This window comes from Ferrimonas kyonanensis DSM 18153 (genome assembly GCF_000425405.1).
GTDB classification, from domain to species: domain Bacteria; phylum Pseudomonadota; class Gammaproteobacteria; order Enterobacterales; family Shewanellaceae; genus Ferrimonas; species Ferrimonas kyonanensis.
In genome coordinates this window covers 94,415-111,353 of the sequence record NZ_KE384363.1, presented here as the reverse complement: position 1 = coordinate 111,353, position 16,939 = coordinate 94,415, and the positions used below count along the sequence as shown (strand labels likewise).

General features: G+C 58.4%; 16 protein-coding genes. 4 read left to right on the top strand and 12 right to left on the bottom strand.

Annotated elements, in window-relative coordinates:
- Window positions 1-87 precede the first annotated feature (87 nt).
- The 4 genes from purB to rluE form a co-directional block, all read right to left on the bottom strand.
- Entirely contained in the window at window positions 88-1,455 is a 1,368-nt protein-coding gene (gene purB, locus H598_RS0114020; RefSeq protein WP_028113565.1) for an adenylosuccinate lyase, read from the bottom strand.
- Between the two features lie 104 nt (window positions 1,456-1,559).
- Window positions 1,560-2,171 carry a high frequency lysogenization protein HflD gene (hflD, locus tag H598_RS0114015; protein WP_028113564.1) on the bottom strand — a complete coding sequence of 204 codons (612 nt, stop codon included), beginning with the start codon at window positions 2,169-2,171 and terminating at the stop codon, window positions 1,560-1,562.
- Window positions 2,172-2,182: 11 nt separating this feature from the next.
- Window positions 2,183-3,286, bottom strand: a complete 1,104-nt coding sequence (gene mnmA, locus H598_RS0114010; RefSeq protein ID WP_028113563.1) for a tRNA 2-thiouridine(34) synthase MnmA — start codon at window positions 3,284-3,286, stop codon at window positions 2,183-2,185.
- A gap of 156 nt (window positions 3,287-3,442) precedes the next feature.
- Entirely contained in the window at window positions 3,443-4,057 is a 615-nt protein-coding gene (gene rluE / locus H598_RS0114005) for a 23S rRNA pseudouridine(2457) synthase RluE (protein WP_028113562.1), read from the bottom strand.
- A 209-nt stretch (window positions 4,058-4,266) separates the two neighbouring features.
- Here rluE and icd point away from each other — a divergent pair, with 209 nt between their 5' ends.
- Window positions 4,267-5,520, top strand: coding sequence for an NADP-dependent isocitrate dehydrogenase (gene icd / locus H598_RS0114000; protein WP_028113561.1), 1,254 nt, complete (start codon window positions 4,267-4,269; stop codon window positions 5,518-5,520).
- 74 nt (window positions 5,521-5,594) lie between these two features.
- On the opposite strand, the gene cspD is transcribed toward icd, so the two are convergent.
- Window positions 5,595-5,801 (bottom strand): cold shock domain-containing protein CspD, encoded by a 207-nt coding sequence (cspD, locus tag H598_RS0113995; RefSeq protein ID WP_028113560.1) that lies wholly within the window; start codon window positions 5,799-5,801, stop codon window positions 5,595-5,597.
- A gap of 195 nt (window positions 5,802-5,996) precedes the next feature.
- On the opposite strand from cspD, the gene clpS reads away from it, so the two are divergent.
- Together clpS and clpA are read left to right on the top strand one after the other, a co-directional pair.
- Entirely contained in the window at window positions 5,997-6,311 is a 315-nt protein-coding gene (gene clpS / locus H598_RS0113990) for an ATP-dependent Clp protease adapter ClpS (RefSeq protein WP_028113559.1), read from the top strand.
- Between the two features lie 34 nt (window positions 6,312-6,345).
- Complete coding sequence (gene clpA / locus H598_RS0113985) at window positions 6,346-8,622, top strand: ATP-dependent Clp protease ATP-binding subunit ClpA (protein ID WP_028113558.1); 2,277 nt, start codon at window positions 6,346-6,348, stop codon at window positions 8,620-8,622.
- 98 nt (window positions 8,623-8,720) lie between these two features.
- On the opposite strand, the gene infA is transcribed toward clpA, so the two are convergent.
- From infA to aat, 3 genes are all read right to left on the bottom strand, one after another.
- Window positions 8,721-8,939 carry a translation initiation factor IF-1 gene (gene infA / locus H598_RS0113980; RefSeq protein ID WP_028113557.1) on the bottom strand — a complete coding sequence of 73 codons (219 nt, stop codon included), beginning with the start codon at window positions 8,937-8,939 and terminating at the stop codon, window positions 8,721-8,723.
- Between the two features lie 257 nt (window positions 8,940-9,196).
- Complete coding sequence (locus tag H598_RS0113975; protein ID WP_028113556.1) at window positions 9,197-9,895, bottom strand: arginyltransferase; 699 nt, start codon at window positions 9,893-9,895, stop codon at window positions 9,197-9,199.
- Window positions 9,888-10,601, bottom strand: coding sequence for a leucyl/phenylalanyl-tRNA--protein transferase (gene aat / locus H598_RS0113970; RefSeq protein ID WP_028113555.1), 714 nt, complete (start codon window positions 10,599-10,601; stop codon window positions 9,888-9,890). Before aat ends, H598_RS0113975 begins: the two co-directional genes overlap by 8 nt.
- Before the next feature lie 47 nt (window positions 10,602-10,648).
- On the opposite strand from aat, the gene H598_RS0113965 reads away from it, so the two are divergent.
- Window positions 10,649-11,119, top strand: coding sequence for an outer membrane lipoprotein (locus H598_RS0113965; protein WP_028113554.1), 471 nt, complete (start codon window positions 10,649-10,651; stop codon window positions 11,117-11,119).
- A gap of 49 nt (window positions 11,120-11,168) precedes the next feature.
- Here H598_RS0113965 and cydC read toward each other — a convergent pair whose 3' ends face one another.
- The 4 genes from cydC to ald all read right to left on the bottom strand — a co-directional run bounded on the left by cydC (window position 11,169) and on the right by ald (window position 16,754).
- Window positions 11,169-12,818, bottom strand: coding sequence for a heme ABC transporter ATP-binding protein/permease CydC (cydC, locus tag H598_RS24415; RefSeq protein WP_035415938.1), 1,650 nt, complete (start codon window positions 12,816-12,818; stop codon window positions 11,169-11,171).
- Complete coding sequence (gene cydD / locus H598_RS24410) at window positions 12,811-14,502, bottom strand: heme ABC transporter permease/ATP-binding protein CydD (RefSeq protein WP_035415937.1); 1,692 nt, start codon at window positions 14,500-14,502, stop codon at window positions 12,811-12,813. Before cydD ends, cydC begins: the two co-directional genes overlap by 8 nt.
- Before the next feature lie 68 nt (window positions 14,503-14,570).
- Complete coding sequence (gene trxB, locus H598_RS0113950; RefSeq protein WP_028113553.1) at window positions 14,571-15,530, bottom strand: thioredoxin-disulfide reductase; 960 nt, start codon at window positions 15,528-15,530, stop codon at window positions 14,571-14,573.
- A gap of 105 nt (window positions 15,531-15,635) precedes the next feature.
- Window positions 15,636-16,754, bottom strand: coding sequence for an alanine dehydrogenase (gene ald / locus H598_RS0113945; RefSeq protein ID WP_028113552.1), 1,119 nt, complete (start codon window positions 16,752-16,754; stop codon window positions 15,636-15,638).
- Window positions 16,755-16,939: the final 185 nt, after the last annotated feature.

Here is a 16,939-nt window from a genome sequence, read left to right as displayed (position 1 = left end):
CGTTCTGTTTAGCCTAGACGAAGTTTTTAATGGAATGAGGAAAGAAAAACGCCACCTTAGCGGTGGCGTTGACGGCAGTGCGGCAGGTTACAACTGCTCAATGAAGGCGTGCGCGCGGCCAATGTAGTTGGCCGGCGTCAACTGCTTCAGCTCCGCCTTGACGCCGTCCGGCAGTTGCAGGCCATCGATGAACTCGGCCATGATCTGCTGGTTGACCCGCTTACCCCGGGTCAGCTCCTTGAGCTTCTCGTACGGCTTTTCGATGCCGTAACGACGCATGACGGTCTGAATCGGCTCGGCCAATAACTCCCAGTTGCTGTTCAGCTCATCCAGCAGGCTCTGCTCGTTCACTTCCAGTTTGCTGATCCCCTTGAGGGTGGACTGGTAGGCGATCAGGCTGTAGCCGGCGCCGACACCCAGGTTACGCAACACGGTGGAGTCGGTCAGGTCGCGCTGCCAGCGGGACACCGGTAGCTTGGCGGCCAGATGGCTGAACAGGGCATTGGCCAGGCCCAGGTTGCCTTCGGAGTTTTCGAAGTCGATGGGGTTGACCTTGTGTGGCATGGTGGAGGAGCCAATTTCGCCGGCGACGGTTTTCTGCTTGAAGTGACCCAGGGCGATGTAGCCCCACAGGTCGCGGTCGAAGTCCAGCAGGATGGTGTTGAAACGGGCGAAAGCATCGAACAGCTCGGCGATGTAGTCGTGGGGTTCGATCTGAGTGGTCCAGGGGTTCCAGGTCAGGCCCAGACCAGACACAAAGCGCTCGGACAGGTGGTGCCAGTCCACATTCGGGTAGGCAGACAGGTGGGCGTTGTAGTTGCCTACGGCACCGTTCAGTTTACCGAGGATCTCTACCTCAGCGATTTGTTTTACCTGGCGCTCCAGACGAATGGCGACGTTGGCCATCTCCTTGCCCATGGTGGTGGGGGAGGCGGGTTGACCGTGGGTACGGGCCATCATCGGGATGGTGGCGTAACGACGGGCCAAATCCTTGATGGCGTCCACCAGTTGCTGACAATAAGGCAGCAGCACCTGATCCCGGGCTTCGGTCAGCATCAGGCCGTGGGACAGGTTGTTGATGTCTTCACTGGTGCAGGCAAAGTGGACGAATTCGTTAATGGCATGCAGTTCGGCGCAGTCGGCGATGCGCTCCTTGATGAAGTACTCTACCGCTTTGACGTCGTGGTTGGTGGTGCGCTCGATCTCTTTGACTCGGGCGGCATCCGCTTCGCTGAAGTTGGCGGTGATGGCATCCAGTGTCGCCAGAGCCTGTTCGGAGAAGCAGGGCACTTCGGCGATGTCCGGGCAGGCGGCCAGCAGTTTCAGCCAGCTGATCTCCACTTGAACCCGGTATTTTACCAGGCCGAATTCGCTGAAGATGGAACGAAGAGGGGCGGTTTTGCTTCCATAACGGCCATCAACGGGCGAGATGGCAGTAAGGCTGGACAGCTCCATGTAAATCTCCTTGGGTACAAAGTCAGAGAGTGTGACCATTGCTCGGGCAACGGTTCGTTATAATGAAGATGCGCCGAGGGAGCCCGGCGCATCTTATGAGTATTCTATTTAATCGCCTGCATGGCGGTCTTGACCATGGCGCTGCGGGCAAACATCAGCTGCCGCCGTTTTCCGCCCAGTTGTCGCCATAACACCGCCGCTCGAATCGCGCCGAGCAACAGGGCTCGAATGCGGTTCTGATTGACTGTCTGCTGCAGCTGCTCCGGGTTGCCGACCACCTGAATCTTGGCCCCCAGAGGGCTGATGACGTCACTGTAGATGGAGGACAGGTTGGCCAGCACCTGGGGATCGGTAATCTCAAAGTGGTGCAGCTGACGTTTTACCTGGGACAGGCGCTCGCTCAGCATGCTCAGGGCCGACGGATTCTTGGCCAGCTTGCGTTCCAGCGCCATGATGCCAACGATGTAGCGAGTCAAATCGACGTCTTTGCGGTTGCCGTCGCCAATCTGGTCCACCAGGGTGCGATAGCCGGCGTTGAGGCGGTCGCGATCGTACACGTCCTCCGGGTTGTCCGGATCGGTGATCAGGATGGCGTTCAGGCTCATGGCCATGGCGTCGTCGTCCACCCGGCCATAGCGGGACAGCTGTTGCACCTGCCAGATGGCCTGGGTCAGGGCGGCAAAAGCCATGGTGCGTGCTTGCAGGTTCTCTTGCATCTCAGTTTCCGTTAACGAATGACTGCGTCGATAATGCCACCGCCCAGGCACACGTCGCCGTCGTAGAACACGGCAGACTGGCCCGGAGTCACGGAGGAGACCGGCTCGTCAAACAGGACTTCAAGATCGCCATTATCCAATACCTTGATGGAACAAGGAATATCTTGTTGGCGATAACGGGTTTTAACGCTTAATTTGCTGCCGTCGGCGGGACCGAGGCGGTCGACCCAGTGCAGCTGGTTGGCCACCAGGCCGGTGGAGAACAGCCTTGGATGATCGGCACCTTGAGCCACCACCAACACGTTGCGTTTCAGGTCTTTGTCGACCACATACCAGGGCTCGGCGCCAGACTCTTTCATGCCGCCGATGCCCAGCCCTTTGCGTTGGCCCAGGGTGTGGTACATCAACCCCTGGTGGGTACCGATGCACTCGCCGTCCACGGTTTCGATGTCGCCGGGCTGGGCGGGCAGGTACTGGGCCAGGAAGTCGGTGAATTTGCGCTCGCCAATAAAGCAGATGCCGGTGCTGTCTTTTTTACCGGCGGTGACCAGCCCTTGTTCTTCGGCGATGCGGCGCACTTCCGGTTTTTCGAGATCGCCGACGGGGAACAGGGTTTGCCCGACCTGCTCGCTACTCAGGGTATACAGGAAGTAGCTTTGATCTTTGTTGCCGTCCAGGCCCCGCAGCATTTCAAAGCGGCCGTCGGCGGCTTGACGGCGGCGGACGTAGTGACCCATGGCGATGTAATCGGCCCCCAGCGCCTCGGCAGAGAACTCCAGGAACGCCTTAAATTTGATCTCTTTGTTGCACATGATGTCTGGGTTGGGGGTACGACCCGCCTTGTACTCCTCGAGGAAGTACTCGAACACGTTGTCCCAGTATTCGGCAGCAAAGTTGATGCTGTGCAGAGTGATTCCCAGCTTGTCACACACCGCCTGGGCATCGGCCAGATCCTGGGCGGCGGCACAATACTCATCGGTATCGTCCTCTTCCCAGTTTTTCATAAACAGGCCTTCGACCTGATAGCCCTGCTGCATCAGCAGGTAGGCAGACACGGAGGAATCAACGCCGCCGGACATGCCGACGATCACCTTCTTGGAACGGTTATCTGACATAGACACGCTATTTCCGAATAGAGTAAGTGCAAAAAGAAAAATGCGCCCTTTGGTGCGCGGGCGCAGATTTTACCATGAATTGGCCATATGGGGCTATTGGCGAATGGCTTCAAGGGGCCAATCAAAAAATGTCCGTTGGCGTCGAGTCGCTGTTGTTTACACCTGGCGATAGTCGCCGCTGTCGAGACCGTCCAGGGTCCAGTTGCCCATTCGATAGCGAATCAGCCTCAGAGTGGGGTGACCAATGTGGGCGGTCATGCGCCTCACCTGGCGGTTGCGTCCCTCGATAAGGGTGATGGCCAGCCAGCAGGTTGGAATCGATTTGCGCTCCCGAATGGGGGGAGTGCGGGGCCACAGCATGGCGGGCTCGTCGATGCGCTCCACTTTGGCCGGCAGGGTCGGACCGTCATTGAGGGTGACCCCCTGGCTCAGCTGGGTCAGGGCATCATCGCTGGGAATCCCTTCCACCTGGACCCAGTAAGTTTTACTGGTTTTTCTGCCCGGCTGGGTCAGTTTTGCCTGCAGCTGACCGTCGTTGGTCAGTACCAGCAGGCCTTCGCTGTCCCGGTCCAGGCGGCCGGCGGCGTACACCCCCTCGACGGGAATGTAATCTTTGAGGGTGGCTCGATTGGCGTCATCGGTAAATTGGGTCAAGACGTCGAAAGGTTTGTTGAACAGCAGAACCTGTCGGGGGCCACGAGGTCGTTTCGGTCGTGGCGCAGGTCGCTGTCCAGGCCGCTTGGCGGCTCTGACTGGGCGTTGTTTTTGCATGGGAACAGTGTACCGGGCTTTGCGTCCGGGGACTAGACCAAGGTGCAATGGAGTCGGACGCGGGGCTGATGAATACTGGCGGACAGTTCACCGGCTGGCCGTTTCTAAACCAAGCGGAATGTTTTATGATGACGGCGAATTGTGACAAAGCTCAAACTGCCGGTCGCCGAGTCGGCCGCACATCAAGCGCAAGGAAAAAGGAGAATAACATGGAGTCAAAGATTGTCGTTCCTGCCGAAGGTCAGAAGATCACGGTTACCGACAACGGTGCGCTGAACGTTCCCAATGAACCCATCATTCCATTTATCGAAGGTGACGGCATCGGTGTGGATGTGACCCCGCCAATGCGAAAAGTCCTGGATGCTGCCATCGAAAAAGCCTATGGCGGCGAGCGTAAGATTCACTGGATGGAGATCTACTGCGGCGAAAAATCCACTCAGGTGTACGGCGCCGATACCTGGCTGCCTGAGGAGACGCTGGCGGCGGTTAAGGACTACGCAGTGGCCATCAAGGGCCCGCTGACCACCCCGGTGGGCGGCGGAATCCGTTCCCTGAACGTGGCCCTGCGTCAGGAGCTGGATCTGTACGTGTGCCTGCGTCCGGTTCGCTATTACAGCGGCACCCCAAGCCCGCTGAAGCAGCCTGAGCTGACCGACATGGTGATCTTTCGCGAGAACAGTGAAGACATCTACGCCGGCGTCGAGTGGCAGGCGGGTACCGCCGATGCCAACAAGGTGATCAAGTTCCTGACCGAAGAGATGGGCGCCACCAAGATTCGTTTCGAAGACAACTGTGGCATTGGCATCAAGCCGATCTCCAAGGCCGGTACCGAGCGCCTGGTGCGAGCGGCCATTCAGTATACCATCGACAACGACCGCGATTCGCTGACCCTGGTGCACAAAGGCAACATCATGAAGTTCACCGAGGGGGCCTTCAAGGACTTCGGCTATGAGCTGGCCCAGCGCGAGTTTGGCGCCGAACTGCTTGATGGCGGCCCCTGGTGCAAGATGACCAACCCCAAGACCGGTAAAGAGATCATCATTAAAGACGTGATCGCCGATGCCTTCCTACAGCAAATTCTGTTGCGTCCGGCAGAGTACGACGTCATCGCCACCATGAACCTCAATGGCGACTACATCTCCGATGCCCTGGCGGCGCAAGTGGGTGGCATCGGCATCGCGCCTGGCGCCAACATCGGCGATGGTGTGGCACTGTTTGAAGCCACCCATGGTACCGCACCTAAGTACGCTGGTCAGGATAAGGTGAACCCGGGTTCTCTGATTCTGTCCGGTGAGATGATGTTGCGCCACATGGGCTGGATCGAAGCGGCGGATCTGATCGTCAACGGCATGGAAGGGGCGATTGCCGCCAAAACCGTGACCTATGACTTCGACCGCTTGATGGACGATGCCACGTTGCTGAGCTGTTCCGAGTTTGGCGATGCCATCATCGATAACATGTGATCGAGGCTGATAAACCCGCTTACATAAAAAAAGCAGACCCTCGGGTCTGCTTTTTTTCGGCCTCCGGCCAGGTGTTACTTGGCGGGAGTGATGTTTGAAGCGTGCATGCCTTTCGGACCCTGCTCCATTTCAAATTCCACAGTTTGGCCAGCTTTCAGCGTGCGATACCCTTCCATCTGGATGGTGGAGTAGTGCGCGAACACGTCCTCGCCGCCAGTCTCAGGGCAGATAAATCCGAATCCTTTGGCGTTGTTAAACCACTTAACCGTTCCGTTAGCCATACCTCGACTTCCTTCCATTGTCTTGAATCGTCTTGTAATCGTCTGGTTTCACCCATATAACAGAGATAGGAATGAAACATAGCGGCCAACTATGATGTTGACTCCCTATCTATTAACAAATGGATAACATCGGAGTCAAGACTTTATTACCGCACAATCTTCAACAAATCGACCCAGAGTGACTACGCTTTTACTATGAGCAGAGAGAGCCAAACGGATTTTGTTGTTGAAAAGGAATCTCAACAACAGGCGGTAGAGCCACCCCCTCAGTACAAAGTGATACTGAACAACGACGACTACACCCCCATGGATTTTGTGGTACTGGTCCTGCAGAAGTATTTTTCGAAAACAGTTGAACAAGCAACGGAAATAATGCTTGCGATCCACTATCAGGGAAAAGGCGTATGTGGTTTGTATACTCTGGACGTGGCCGAGACTAAGGCTGCCCAGGTGAATCGCTACGCTCGTGAAAACGACCACCCTCTGTTGTGCTCAACAGAGCGCGTCTAACAGGCATGTGCAACGTAACTCAGGGGAAATCTATATGTTGAACAAAGATCTCGAATTGACCTTGAATAACGCGTTTCAAAGGGCCAAAAGCAGCCGCCATGAGTTTATGACCGTGGAGCATCTGCTGCTTGCCCTGCTGGATAACCCGGCAGCCAAAGAAGCCCTGGAAGCCTGCGGCGCCAAGTTGGTGACCCTCAAGCAGGAGATAGAGGGCTTCATTGAGCAGACAACGCCACTGATCCCCGAGGACGATGAGGAGCGTGAGACTCAGCCTACGCTCGGTTTTCAGCGGGTGCTGCAGCGGGCGGTGTTCCACGTCCAGAGCAGCGGCCGCAATGAGGTGTCCGGTGCCAATGTATTGGTGGCCATTTTCAGCGAGCAGGAGTCCCAGGCGGTGTACCTGCTGCGCAAATCCGATGTGACCCGCCTCGATGTGGTCAATTTTATCGCCCATGGCGTGGTCAAAGGCGGCAGCGACGAACTCGATGCCAGTAATGACGGCCCTCAGGACGAGATTCAGGGCGAGGAGTCCGCCGAGGGCAGCGAGAAGCTGGAGAATTTTGCCACCAACCTGAATGAGCAGGCTCAGGCGGGCCTGATTGATCCGCTGATTGGCCGGGATTCTGAGCTGGAACGGGCGATTCAGGTGCTGTGTCGGCGCCGTAAAAACAACCCGTTGCTGGTGGGGGAGGCTGGCGTCGGTAAAACCGCCATTGCCGAAGGCATGGCCTATCGGATTGTGAATGAGCAGGTGCCGGAGGTGATGAAAGACTGCATCATCTTCAGCCTGGACATGGGCTCGCTGCTGGCGGGCACCAAGTACCGCGGCGACTTTGAGAAACGCTTCAAAGCGGTGCTGCGGCAACTGCAGCGGCGTAAAAACGCCATCCTGTTCATTGATGAGATTCACACCATCATCGGTGCCGGTGCTGCCAGCGGCGGCATGATGGATGCCTCCAACCTGCTGAAGCCACTGTTGTCCAGCGGCAAACTGCGCTGTGTTGGTTCCACCACCTATCAGGAGTTTCAGGGGATCTTTGAGAAAGATCGTGCCCTGGCGCGCCGATTCCAGAAAATTGACGTGGTCGAACCCAGCGTGCCGGAGACCATTCGCATTCTGCAGGGCCTGAAAGAGCGCTATGAGCAGCACCATGGCGTACGTTACACCCAGTCGGCGTTGACCGCTGCCACCGAGTTGTCGGCCAAGCACATCAATGAGCGTCATCTGCCGGATAAGGCCATCGATGTCATTGACGAGGCCGGGGCCCGGATGGCGTTGTTGCCGCCGTCAAAGCGCAAGAAGACGGTGTCGGTGACCGACATCGAGACCATCATCGCCAAAATCGCCCGTATTCCCGAAAAATCGGTGTCGGCCTCGGACAAGGATTTGCTGGCCAACCTGGATCGTAACCTCAAGTTGGTGGTGTTCGGCCAGGATCAGGCCATCGATTCATTGACGGCCGCCATTCGACTGTCGCGCAGTGGTCTGGGCAACGAAGATCGGCCCGTGGGTAACTTCCTGCTGGCCGGACCGACCGGGGTGGGGAAAACGGAGATTACCGCCCAGCTGGCCCGATTGCTGGGGATTGAGTTGATTCGGTTTGATATGTCCGAATACATGGAGCGCCACAGTGTCAGTCGCCTGGTGGGTGCGCCTCCTGGCTACGTCGGTTACGACCAGGGTGGACTGCTGACCGATGCGGTGCTCAAGCAACCCCACAGTGTGGTGTTGCTGGATGAGATTGAGAAAGCTCACCCGGATGTTTATAACCTGCTGTTGCAGGTGATGGATCACGGTACCCTGACCGACAACAACGGTCGCAAGGCGGACTTTCGCAATGTGATTCTGGTGATGACCACCAATGCCGGGGTGCAGGAGACGGTGCGCAAGTCCATCGGCTTCCGGCAGCAGGATCACAGCCTGGATGCCATGAGTGAAATCAATCGGGTGTTCACCCCTGAATTCCGCAATCGCCTCGATTCCATTGTCTGGTTCAATCATCTGGATATGCAGGTAATCGCCAAGGTGGTGGATAAGTTCCTGGTGGAGCTGCAGGCGCAACTGGACGACAAGGGCGTGACCCTGACCGTGGACGAGGACGCTCGGGTCTGGATGGCAGAGAAGGGCTACGATCAGAACATGGGGGCCCGCCCCATGAGCCGATTGGTGCAGGAGCAACTGAAAAAGCCTTTGGCCAACGAGATTTTGTTTGGTCGACTGCAGCAGGGCGGCGAGGTCAGCGTCAGCGTTAAAGCGGACGAACTGTGCTTCGATTACTCCAGCGAGGACAGCGCCGTTACCGAAGCCTGATTGGCGTGCTGTTCCGACACGAAAAAGCCCAGCGTTGTGCTGGGCTTTTATTTTAATCGGTCGGTGGCGCGAGTGAATCGCGCAGTCGAAACGGACGATTAACGGGAGCGGAAGACGATGCGGCCCTTGGTCAGGTCGTAAGGAGTCAGAGCTACGGTAACGGTATCACCAGTCAGGATACGGATGTAGTTCTTACGCATTTTACCAGAGATGTGGGCGGTAACAACGTGACCATTTTCCAACTCAACACGGAACATAGTGTTAGGTAGGGTTTCCAAAATGGTCCCCTGCATCTCAATACTGTCTTCTTTTGCCATTAAATGGTTATCCTGTTACGAAACAAAAATCGGGCGTATCATGCCGTAAAAACCGGCCACTGTAAAGATATACCCATCAGTGGCGAAATGCGCGCTTCATCAGCCTCTTCAGCGGCTTTGGTCAGCAATGGTCAAACGCTTACACCTGCCCCAACTATACGCCACAACGCTAGCCTGTGCCCGGTTTGCCCCGATGGCGGGCAAAGATTTTGGTTGCAGCCCTGGAAAGTGGCACAGACACCGGTGATGATGTTTTATTAATCAATGGCTTGCCAGCCCCCAGTAACCAGCACCTGATAGGGGTGATAGTGGGTTTTATAGGCCATTTTTCGGCATTCATCGATCTGGTATCCCAGGTACAGGAAGGCTTTGTGCTGCTGCTGCGCCAGCTCCAGCTGTTTGAGGATGCCCAGTACCCCGAGGGAGCGCCGGGCCAGCTCGGGGGCAAAAAAGGTGTAGACCGCCGACAGGGCATGTTCCAGTTCATCGGTGACCGCCACCAGCACCAGCCGTCCGTCCAGTCGTGCTTCGAGGTAACGTTGTGGCAACCAGGGGCACGGCAGAAATCGGTTGAACTGCTCATCGGTGGGCGGATACATGGGGCCGTCGTGGTGGCGCAGACGAATGTAGTCGTGATACAGGCGCCGCTGCTCTTCGGTGGGAGCGGCCACTTCAGTCCAGGTCAGATCACGGTTTCTGGCCAGAACCCGCTTTTGTGAACGACTGGGACGAAAGCGAGCCGCGTCGACCCTGACTGGCTGGCAGGAGCGGCATTCCGGGCAGTGAGGCCGATACACGTCGCTGCCACTGCGGCGAAACCCCAGTCGCATCAGTCCCTCGAAGTGAGCTGGCGTCATCTTGCTCTGGACAATGAGCAGTTGCTCCTTCTTCTCCGGTCGGTAGCTGCAGTCGAACGGCTGGCTGAGCCCCAGGGGCAGGCGGCTGACTTCAGACATCTAGCTCAATCTCCTGAGGTTGCCACTGACTGGCGTTGACCGGTTGATCCCGGTGTCTGGCCAACAGGTTGAGGAATCGATCCCGCGACAGGGTTTGGGCTCCCAGGTTAGCCAGGTGGGCGTTGGGAACCTGGGCGTCAATCCAGTGGATGCCACACTGGCGCAGGTGATGGTTCAGGGCCCAGAAGGCCACTTTTGAAGCGTCGGTCTGGCGGTGAAACATCGATTCGCCGCAAAACAGGCCGCCGACACGCAGGCCATACAGCCCGCCAGCCAGTGCGTCGCCATCCCAGACTTCGATGGAGTGGGCCACCCCCATCTGGTGCAGGGTCAGGTAGCTTTGACGCATGGCCGGGCTGATCCAGGTGCCGTCCTGTTTGGCCCTGGGGGCGGCGCAGCCATCGATGACAGCAGCAAAGTCCCGGTTGAGACTCATCCGCCACCCCGCCCGGCGCAGGCTCTTCTTGAGGCTTTTGCCGGGGCAGTGATCCGCCACCCGGAATACCGCCCTGGGATCCGGCGACCACCATAAAATGGGTTCGTCGGGATTGAACCAGGGAAAGATGCCGCTGTGATAGGCCTGGATCAAACGCTCCGGTGACAGATCGCCGCCAATGGCCAGCAGGCCATTGGGGTCATTGAGGGCCTCCTGCGGAGTAGGAAACCAATGACTTTCAGTATTCAGGTAGCGGACAACTTTAACCATAAGGCGTACTATTAAACCGTGTATCTATTAAAGTTAGCGAAAAAATCATGTGGGTGAAACGAGGATTACTGGCTTTGGTGCTGTTGTTTACGGTTCAGGCCCAGGCTCAGGTTTACAATCGCAATCAGGCGGTGCCCGTTCAGAAGGTGGATTATGCCACAGTAGAGTCGGTACGCCAGGTGACGCAGGATGAATTGATCGAGGATCGCAACCGGGGCTGGAAGACCTTTGGCGGAGCCCTGGTGGGCGGCCTGATTGGCAACCAGTTTGGCGGAGGTTCGGGCAAGGACGTGGCAACCGTGGTCGGCGCGCTGTTGGGGGCCGGTATGGTACACAACAACAACCCGGCCTATCAGGTGCGGCAGGTTCGGCTGGTGGAGTTGATGGTTAAGACCGAGGCCGGTGACCAACTGATGGTGCTGCAGGACCGGGATCCCAGTATGTTGTTCCAGGCCGGGGACGAGGTGCGACTGGTGTACCTTCAAGGGGGCAGTGTCCGGGTGGATAAGGCGATGTAATCCGCCGCCAAAGCGAAGGGCGCCTGTCGGCGCCCTCGTTGTTTCTTCTTCAGGGCCGAAGTTGCCCTTGCTCCATGTTCAGTATCCGATCCATCTGCGCCAGTCCCGCCTGTTTATGGGTGACGTAGATGACGCTGCGTTCTCCTTGCAACAACTGTTTGAGCACCTCGGCCTCGGTGGCATCGTCCAGGCCTTCGGTAGGCTCATCCATCAACAACACCTGAGCCGGATGCAGCAGTGCGCGGGCCAGACCGATGCGCCGGGCTTCACCACCGGAAAGTTGACGGCCACCCTCTCCCAGCCACTGATTCAGGCCATCTCCGTCCAACAGCGCAGTCAGTCCGACCTGGCTCAGCGCTTGAATCAGCCGGGCATCGTCGGCTCCGGGGCTGGCCAGTAGCAGGTTGTCTCTCAGGCTGCCATTAAAGACGTGCACCCGCTGCTCCACCACGCAGAGTTGTTGCCTCAGGGCGGTTTCGGACAGCGATTCCCACGGGGTGTCATTGAGGCGAATCTGACCGGACTGGGGTTGCCATTCGCGGCTAAGCAGGCTGAGCAGGGTGGATTTGCCGCAGCCGGTTTTGCCCACCAGGGCAATCTTTTCGCCTGGAGCCAGGGTCAGCGACACGCCATTTAGGGCTGGGTTGGGGCTGTTTGGGTAGCTGAAATGGAGATTGTCCAGAGTGATGCTACCTTGCTGCCAGGGGGCATCGCCGAAGCGGACGCTGGAACGCTGCTCCAGTACCGGTTTCAGTCGCTGGGCGGCATTGACGGTGTGGCTCAGGTGCTGAAAGGCGCCGGCGACGGGAATCAGGGCTTCAAAGCTGGCCAGGGTCACAAAGGCGATCAGCGCCAGCAGCGGCCCCGGAGGCGCGGCGCTGCCCACTTGATCGGCGGCCAGGTACAGCATCAGCACCAGAGTCCAGCCGTTGAGCAGTTGCAACAGGGCCTGGGACAGGGCCGTCACCCGGGTCAGGCGGGCCTGGGCACCAATCAACTGGTTTTCGGCGCAGAGAATCTTTCGCCGCTGGTTGGTGGTGGCGGCGTAGACACTGAGTTCGGTCTGAGCGCTGATCAGATCCACCAATTGCTGCCGCAGCAGGCGGGTGCTGTCACCGAGTTGCTGGCCGGGACGGCGGCCCAGGCGGTAGAACAACAGCGGCAGCAGTACCAGCAGGCTCAACAGCACGGCGCCAAGAGTCAGCGCCAACTGTGGATCAAAGCTGGCCACCAGCAAGCACACCAGTGCAATGGCTGCCAGGGCGGCAACCAGGGGGGAGATCAGCCTCAGGTACAGGTGGTCCAGGGTATCAACGTCGGCCACCATGCGGTTGAGCAGATCGCCATCGCGCAGATCGCTGCGGTCCGCCGGGGTCAGGGGAGCCAGAACCCGAAAGAACCGGTCGCGAAGATCCGTTAGCAGCCGAAAGGTGGCGTCGTGGCTGACGACCCGTTCGGCCCAGCGGGCGGCGGTACGCAGAATGGACAGGCCTCGAACGCCGCCGGAAGGGTACATGTAGTTGAACTGGCCCCGGGTGGCAACCACCAGGCCGGCACTGGCCGAGGCGGCCAGGAACCACCCCGACAGCGACAGCAGGCCGATGCTGGCACACAGGGTAACAATGGCCAGAAACACGCCCAGCAGCATCGGTTTCCAATGCGGGCGGAACAGGGCCACGAACGGCAGCAAATCACGCATCGGTGCGCTCCTTAGGCATCAGGGTGACCACGGTGTCCATCTCATTGAGGCTGTCATTGCGATGACTGATCATCACCACGCTCTTGTCGGCCCAGTGTTGTCTCAACCCGTCCATGACCAGTTGTTCACTGCGCTGATCCAGACTGGCGGTGGGCTCATCCAGCAGCAGTAAGGGCGCATCCTTGAGCAGAGCGCGGGTCAGAGCGATGCGCTGGGCCTGGCCAACAGACAGGCCGCTGTTGCGATCGCCGACCCTGTGCTCCAGGCCCTGATCAAACTGCGCCAGCGCCTGATCCAGATGGGCCCGTTCACAGGCTTGCTGCAGGCGGGCGTCATCGATGTCGCTGCGCCCCATCAACAGGTTGTCGCGAACGCTGCCGTGCACCAGGGCCGGATTTTGGCCCAACCAGCTGTAGTGACCCATCCAGGGGTCGCGGTCGAGGTCCCGAACTTCAATACCGTCGACGGTGAGGCTGCCCTGGTAGGGCAGCAGCCCCATCAGGGCTTTCAATACCGAGCTTTTTCCGGCCCCGGAAGGGCCGACCAGCGCCAGCTTGTGTCCCGGGGCGAGCTCAAAGTCCAGCGGCTGAGTGAGTGGCGTATGATCATGGGCACAGACCACCAACTGTGACGCGCGGACGTGCAGTGGCGAGCCGGCCTTCAGGTCGCGGTCACCCTGATTGACCTCGGACTGATGATCCAGGAAGGCAACGATGGACTCGGCGGCTCCCAGTGCCTGAGCCTTAGCGTGATAAAACGCCCCCAGATCCCGCAGCGGCTGGTAAAACTCCGGTGCCAGCAGTAACACCAGGAAGCCGGTAAACAGGGTGATGCCGGCGCCATAATGACCAAAATCCAAATGGCCCAGATAGCTGAAACCAAAATAGACCGCGATCAGGGCGATGGAGATGGCGGCAAAAAACTCCAGCACCGCCGATGACAGAAATGCCATCCTCAGCACCTCCATGGTGCGTTGGCGGAATTCGTCGGAGGCATCACGTAGGGTGTCGGCCTGAGACTGGGCGGCGGCAAACTGACGGATGGTACTCATGCCGCGCAACCGGTCTAGGAAGGTGCCGGACAGGCGTGCCAGGGCCTGGAAGTTGCGTTTGTTGGCGTCGGCGGCACCCATGCCGATGATGGCCATAAACAGTACCGTCAATGGCGCGGTACCCAGCAGAATCAGGCCGGCGATCCAGTTGATGGGAAACAGCAGCACCAGAATCATCAGTGGAATCAGTCCGGCCAGCATCATCTGTGGCAGGTACTTGGAGAAGAAGTCCTGCATCTGCTCGGTCTGTTCCAGCAACATGGTGGTCCAGGCGCCGCCACTTTTGCTGGCGGTAAAGGCTGGGCCGAGACGGTCGAGTTTGTCCAGAATCGCCTGGCGGGTGTTGTGACGGACCAGCGATCCGATGCGGAAACTGGCCACTTCCCGGCCGGCCAGGGCCAGGGATTTGGCGGCGATCAGTGCCGCCAGCAGCAGGAACTCGGGAATGAGTGTGGCTTTGTCGACCTGCTCAATCACCAGTTGGTGCAGCAAGTTGGCCAGTACCCAGGCCTGACCGATGATGCAGAGGCCGGCCAGCATGCCGAAACCGATGGTAAGCAGCAGCCAGCTGCGGGCGGGCCTGGCGGCTCCACGCAGCCAGCCGCTTAGTTGGCGCTGTAACGCTTTGTCCATAGAATCTTCTTTGACAAACAACAAGAGGGAGACCGGCTCCCTCTTGATTCAGGTGGATAGGGGCGGCCTTATTGGTCCGCCAGGGCATCCAGATAGCGCTCGGCATCCAGGGCGGCCATGCAGCCGGTGCCGGCGGAGGTGATCGCCTGTCGATAGCTGTGATCCATCACGTCACCGGCGGCAAAGACACCGGCCACGGAGGTGGCAGTGGCATTGCCTTCCAGGCCGCTCTGTACCAGAATGTAGCCGTCTTTCATCGCCAGTTGACCGTCGAAGATGCCGGTATTGGGCTGGTGACCGATGGCCACAAACACGCCATCCACGCTCAGCTCTTCGGTGGCCTCGGAGCGAGTGTCTTTGATGCGGGCGCCGGTGACACCCATCTCATCACCCAGGACTTCATCCAGGGTGCGATCGGTGTGCAGGACAATGTTGCCGTTCTCGACCTTGTCCATCAGTCGTTTCATCAGAATCTTCTCGGCCCGGAAGCCCTCGCGGCGATGCACCAGGTGCACTTCCGAGGCGATGTTAGACAGGTACAGTGCCTCTTCGACAGCGGTGTTGCCGCCGCCGATCACCGCCACCGGTTTATTGCGATAGAAGAAGCCGTCGCAGGTGGCACAGGCAGACACGCCGCGGCCCTTAAATGCCTCTTCCGAGTCCAGACCCAGGTATTTGGCGGAGGCACCGGTAGAGATGATCAGGGCATCGCAGGTGTACTCGGCGCTGTCGCCCTTGAGGCGGAACGGTCGATTGCTCAGATCCACTTCGTTGATGTGGTCGAACAGGATCTCGGTATCAAATTTCTCCGCGTGCTGTTGCATCCGTTGCATCAGTGCCGGACCGGTCAGGTCGCTGGCGTCACCAGGCCAGTTCTCCACCTCGGTGGTGGTGGTCAGCTGTCCGCCTTGCTGCATGCCGGTGATCAGCACCGGGTTCAGGTTGGCACGGGCGGCGTACACCGCAGCGGTGTAGCCGGCGGGGCCGGAACCTAGAATTAAAAGGCCACAGTGTTTTACCTGGCTCATTAGGGTCTCCATCCTTTTATACGGAATTGTCCGGATTTTATGGGGCTGACGGGCAAAAGAAAAGGGGGCCTTTGCCCCCTTTTTTCGATTGCCCTGTCAGGTTTTTTATCCAGTCAGTTCGCTGCGGGGGTCGAAGAACTCAAAGTTCAGCGCTTCGGCGACCTCTTCGCAGGTGATCTTACCGTTGATGACATTGAGGCCGTTCAGCAAGTGCTCGTCGTCCAGCAGCGCTTGCTTATAGCCTTTTTCTGCCAGCGCAATGATGTAAGGCAGGGTGGCGTTGTTCAGGGCAAAGGTGGAGGTGCGGGGCACGGCGCCAGGCATGTTGGCCACACAGTAATGCACCACATCGTCGACGATGAACACCGGATCCTGGTGGGTGGTGGCCTTGGAGGTCTCGACACAGCCGCCCTGATCGATGGCCACATCGACAATGGCAGCACCGGGTTTCATCTTGCTGATGTGGTCACGGGTCACCAGTTTCGGTGCCGCCGCGCCCGGAATCAGCACCCCGCCAATCACCAAGTCTGCTTCCAGCACGTGTTTTTCCAGCGCTTCGGCGGTAGAGTAGATCACCTTGGCGCGGTTTTCGAATTGATGGTTGAGATCCCGAAGTACGTTGACGTTACGATCCAGTATGGTGACGTCGGCGCCCAGGCCGACGGCCATTAGGGCCGCGTTGCGGCCGACCATGCCGCCGCCGATGACCACCACCTTGGCGGGCTCGACACCGGGCACGCCGCCCAGCAACATGCCACGTCCCATGTTGGATTTCTCCAGTGCCTGGGCACCGGCCTGAATCGACATGCGACCGGCCACTTCCGACATCGGCGCCAGCAGAGGCAGGCCACCTTTGTTGTCGGTAACGGTTTCATAGGCGATGCAGACGGCACCGCTGTTCACCAGATCCTGGGTTTGCGGCAGATCCGGTGCCAGGTGGAGGTAGGTAAACAGAATCTGACCTGGACGCAGCATAGCGCGTTCCACTGCCTGAGGCTCTTTTACCTTTACAATCATCTCCGCGCTGGCGAAGACGGCAGCGGCGCTGTCAAGGATCTCGGCGCCGGCGTTGATGTAGTCTTGATCGTCGAAGCCGATACCGCTACCCGCCTGGGTTTGCACCAGTACTTTATGGCCGCGACGGGTCAGTTCCCGCACACTGGCCGGTACCATGCCGACGCGATATTCGTGGTTCTTAATCTCCTTTGGCACACCGATGATCATATTTTCCCCTTTTGTTGTTTTATACTAATCCATAGGCGTATGTAGTGAATTTATGCGCCTGAATATGATTTTTTCGTGGCTATCGGGTGCGAATCAGTATATTATTCAGTCGGAAGTTTTTCTTCCGATATATTTGGGCATTATTAGGATAAAATCCCAACCAAGAAGGGAAAAGGAAGCACATA